Here is a 3,897-nt window from a genome sequence, read left to right on the forward strand (position 1 = left end):
GGGAGTTTGATCAAGCCTACCTTCATGGCGGCTAGAGCAGATGAACTAGCATCAGACTGAGCCGCCTAAAGCTTCACTAATCGACCTGCCCTGAAATGCTATTGAGTTTCGCGACCTGTTCGTCTGACAGCACGAGATCTGAGGCGGCGAAATTCTCTCTAAGATGCGCTGGAGAAGATGTTCCCGCGATCACGAGAATATTTGGAGAGCGCTGCAGAAGCCATGCTAGCGCAACCTGCATCGGCGTTGCTCCGACCTCGTCAGCCACTTGTGAAAGAAGTGCCGATTGCAGGGGAGAAAAGCCACCTAGTGGGAAAAATGGAACATAGGCCACCCCTTCCGCTGCCAGAGAGTCGATGAAATCGTCGTCGTCTCGCTTGACCAAATTGTACTGATTCTGGACACAAACAATCTTCGCTACCGATTTGGCTTCTGCAAACTGTGTTGGAGTAACATTGCTCAGGCCAATATGACGGATCACACCCTGATGCTGCAACTCGATGAGCGTTTGGAGCGGCTCTAAGACCGACCGATCATCCGGGCTATTAGGGTCGCCGAGCCTTAGGTTGACGACATCAAGAGTTTCGAGGCAGAGACTGGCGAGGTTTTCATACACGGCGCGCTTGAGTCCATCCGATGTATGATCGGGTACCCAAGACGCATCTTGACCGCGTACGAAACCGACCTTGGTTATGATCGTCAGGTCATCAGGATATGGCGACAACGCTTCGCGGATCAGTTGGTTAGATATACCGGGGCCGTAGAATTCGGCCGTGTCGATGTGATTGGCGCCTATTGCTATTACATTGCGCAACACTTCAAGAGCCGCTTCCTTATCACGCGGTGGCCCCCACACATGAGGGCCGGGCAATTGCATAGTTCCATAGCCCATACGCTTCAGACATAACGAAGTGCCAGCCGGGGTGAACGTGCCTCCGAGGTAAGACGTTTTCATGAGGTTCTCCTGAATATGGTTGGTAGGTTCTAATTGAAAAAAACGATGATCTTGCAGGGTTGATGACTGAACAATTGTTGATGCCTCGCAGCGAGCGTGTGGAGAGAGGTTGCCAGTTCGCGCACGTGTACTCTGCTCTGGCCTGCGTGAGATGCAGGAAGGCACTTTCTGCGAGATGCTGCTTCGACGCTATGAATGTTCCTGGCTCGCATAAAATGACTTCCAGCTTGGGTCCAGGCAGGCTTTGATGATAGATTGTGCACCGAGTGCATATAAATATATTGCACTGAGTGCATTTTTGCAAGACCCCGAAATATGCAGAGAAGCTTCACCATGGAACCCGAGTTGAAACACAGAGATGGCGTTCGAGAAAAGAAACGCCGCGAGATGTACCGTCGCATCACCGACGTAGGCCTGAGACTGTTCGCAGAGCATGGCTACGAGGCCACTACACTCGATGCAATTGCAGAAGCGTCGGGCATTGCTCGTCGTACCTTCTTTCATTATTTCCGTTCTAAAGAAGAAATCATCCTGGCTTGGCAAAAGGCGCTGCCGGACGAGCTCTATGCCGAAATAGTGAAACGTGGTGTAGAGGCATCCCCAATCGCTACGACCCAGGCGGCTCTGATTGCTCTGGCAGCAAATATGCATCCGGATGTCGCGGTGTTGATCGGTAGGATCGTCCAGTCCACTGAACAGCTTCAATTGGGTAATCAGGCCAAGTTTCTGCGAATGGAGCACGCCGCCTACCGAGCATTGTGCGAGCTTTGGCCGGATGCTGCGAGACGGAGTGGCCTACATCTGGCTGCAATGGTTAGTCTCGGGTCTATGCGTCTTGCTATCGATGCGTGGGTTGCCGAAGGATGTCAGAGGCCCCTTAGAGAGTATCTCGAGGCGAACTTCAATTGCCTGAAAACTGAAGTCGGTGTTTGCTAGATAGTATGGTAATTAGAAACCATATGATTTTTAATATACTGAATTTTAATATTTTTATCTTCTTAAAACATGATGGGTGGGAATGATCCCAGGTTCTCAAAAACTATCGCCAACTGCCAAAAATTCGTCACAACGGTTTGATGCTTCATTAAATGGGATGTGGTGAGTGAGTATCGATAGCAACGGCCAGCCAGTAGACGCGGCTGGCCGTTTTGTTATTTAGGCCGCCATCCTTCAGCACCACGATTATTCATCACCTCAATGCGTGGATGGATTACCCGCAGATGACGAGGTACCCGTGACCAGTTGACCGTCATCAAACCGGAGCAACTGATCGGCCAGATGGAAGTAACGGTCATCATGGGTGATCACAATCACCAGTTTATTCTGCGCTTTCAGGCGGGGAATGATCTCGGTGTAAAACAGCCGACGGAATCTGGGGTCCTGATCCGCCGCCCATTCGTCAAAGACACAGATTGGTGTGTTTTCACAGTAGGACATGATCAGCGCCAGGCGTTTTTTCTGCCCGGAGGAGAGGTTTGTCGAGGACAGCCGACCGTGGGAGACGGTCACTTTATTGTTCAGTTCCAGATCAGTCAGATGGCGTTGGATCATGGCGTCATCACCGGGGTTACCCCATTCATCCAGAACGTGATCGAACAGGAAGAAATCCGCAAAAATCGTGGAAAACGCCTGCTGGTATTCGGCCAGCGGGATGGTGTCAGACACGATATCATCATCCAGACTGATCTGGCCCTGATCCGGCTGGTACAAGCCGACCAGCAGTTTTGCAAACGTCGATTTACCGCTGCCGTTGCCGCCGGTCAGAAAAACTGCTTCTCCGCGCCGGAACTGTGCATCGATCGGGCCGATACCAAAGTGGTACTGATCGTCTGCATCTGCCTGATAGTGAAAGGTGAGCTGGCGGACGTTAAGCGTCTGCCATGCCAGCCGTTCTGTGAGCGAATGGTGGCTTGATGGGGCCATGTCGGCCTCGTCCCGGGCCAGAGGCAGCCCTTCGACGTTACGGTAGGAGACGGTAAATTCGCTGAAACGGGATAATGAACTGACGACGTTTTCCACCGGGTCGATCATATACAGGATCACCAGCGCGAAGCCGACGACTGAGTCGGTCGGGATGTCTTTGAAATACAGGCTGGAGCCGAATACCACCAGACCGACCAGAAAAAAAATCAACGTCGAGCCAATACTGTTCAGCATCGTAAAGATTAACGATACCCGGACACTAAGATGGCGGATATCGCGGTAATTGGTTTTCAGAACCCGTTCATAAATGAAGTGACGCCGTCTGGCATTAATGCTCAGCTCCTGGCTGCCGTCGACCATCATCTGCATGCCCTGAAATAGGGTATCTTCATAGTGGCGCAGGTGCTTGAAATGGCGTAGCCCATAACGAAGGAAGACGCTGGCGATCAGTCCGAGCAGGATGATAAGCGCCGTTGAAACCAGAAACAGACGCCCGGAGAGATAACTCATATAACTCAGACACAGCACCACCGTGATCAGGCTGTAGATGAACTCCGGCAGGATCAGCAGGCCTTCCGACAGCTTGGCCGCGTCGGTTTTCAGTGCGGCCAGAATGCGGTGCCCGCCGATACGTTCAATGATGGCATAAGGCGTTGACAGCAGACGGCGGGTGAGTGAGTCCCTGAATTCATAAACGACGCGGGCCCCCAGCCTGGCCAGCAGATAGCGGGACATCAGGCCGAACAACAATACCGCCGAGACCGCCAGTAAAAACCAGACAAAAGGTGTGACGCTGGCAGCGGACTGACTGGTCATGGCACCGATCTGCAGGGTAATGATCTTTAGCATGCCAATACCGGACAGCGCGCTGATAGCACTCAGCACCGTGGCCAGCAGAACCTGCCATTTGAAACGGACAACGATAAATTTGAACATCCGTTTTTCCTGTTTTCCTTGTTATTCAGTATAAAAACCGCCGGTTGTGATAACCGGCGGGGGATTAACGACAGTACGATGGC

Annotated in this window: 3 protein-coding genes; 1 reads left to right on the forward strand and 2 read right to left on the reverse strand. The window is 52.1% G+C overall.

Going from position 1 to position 3,897, the window contains the following annotated elements; all coding sequences use genetic code 11:
- Positions 1 to 76: 76 nt before the first annotated feature.
- On the reverse strand, positions 77 to 955 hold the full coding sequence (locus FGI04_RS03570) for an aldo/keto reductase family oxidoreductase (protein WP_407336276.1): 879 nt from the start codon (positions 953 to 955) through the stop codon (positions 77 to 79).
- Positions 956 to 1,288: 333 nt separating this feature from the next.
- Between FGI04_RS03570 and FGI04_RS03575 the strand changes: the two genes are divergently transcribed.
- The gene (locus FGI04_RS03575) at positions 1,289 to 1,891 is read left to right on the forward strand and encodes a TetR/AcrR family transcriptional regulator (protein WP_407336277.1); all 603 of its coding nucleotides are present in this window, start codon (positions 1,289 to 1,291) and stop codon (positions 1,889 to 1,891) included.
- 258 nt (positions 1,892 to 2,149) lie between these two features.
- Here FGI04_RS03575 and FGI04_RS03580 read toward each other — a convergent pair whose 3' ends face one another.
- Entirely contained in the window at positions 2,150 to 3,814 is a 1,665-nt protein-coding gene (locus FGI04_RS03580; RefSeq protein ID WP_407336279.1) for a cyclic peptide export ABC transporter, read from the reverse strand.
- Positions 3,815 to 3,897 lie beyond the last annotated feature (83 nt).

Origin of the sequence: Dickeya ananatis, from assembly GCF_019464615.1 — a bacterium.
GTDB classification, from domain to species: domain Bacteria; phylum Pseudomonadota; class Gammaproteobacteria; order Enterobacterales; family Enterobacteriaceae; genus Dickeya; species Dickeya oryzae.

Coding starts and splice junctions, on each gene's coding strand:
- FGI04_RS03570 (WP_407336276.1), bottom strand. CDS start 955: ATGAAAACGTCTTACCTCGGAGGCACGTTCACCCCGGCTGGCACTTCG.
- FGI04_RS03575 (WP_407336277.1), top strand. CDS start 1,289: ATGGAACCCGAGTTGAAACACAGAGATGGCGTTCGAGAAAAGAAACGC.
- FGI04_RS03580 (WP_407336279.1), bottom strand. CDS start 3,814: ATGTTCAAATTTATCGTTGTCCGTTTCAAATGGCAGGTTCTGCTGGCC.